Below are 281 nucleotides of genomic sequence, written 5' to 3' on the forward strand. Positions count from 1 at the left end.
GTTATGCGCGGGGGAGATAACTTTATGCGTTTGGAGTGAACTTTATGCGCGGGAGGGATGGCGTTATGCGTTTGGGATTATGGTATTGCGCGTGGGAGATGGTGTTATGCGTTTGGGATTATGGTATTGCGGGTGGGGATGGAGTTATGCGTTTTGGGCGAGGTTTATGCGCGGGAGGGATGAGTTTATGCGTTTTGGGCAGAGGTTATGCGAGGGTGAATCGCAAGCATTATGCGTTTTGGATTGACGTTATGCGCGGGGGAGATAACTTTATGCGTTTG

The 281-nt window shown here is 50.2% G+C and carries 1 protein-coding gene; it reads left to right on the forward strand.

Annotated features, from left to right (window positions below):
• Positions 1-65: 65 nt before the first annotated feature.
• Positions 66-281, forward strand: a 216-nt coding sequence (locus tag WFH04_RS18215; RefSeq protein WP_336825739.1) for a hypothetical protein, incomplete at its 3' end; no start/stop codon positions are given.

Source organism: Sporosarcina sp. USHLN248, assembly GCF_037144575.1.
Taxonomy (GTDB): domain Bacteria; phylum Bacillota; class Bacilli; order Bacillales_A; family Planococcaceae; genus Sporosarcina; species Sporosarcina contaminans.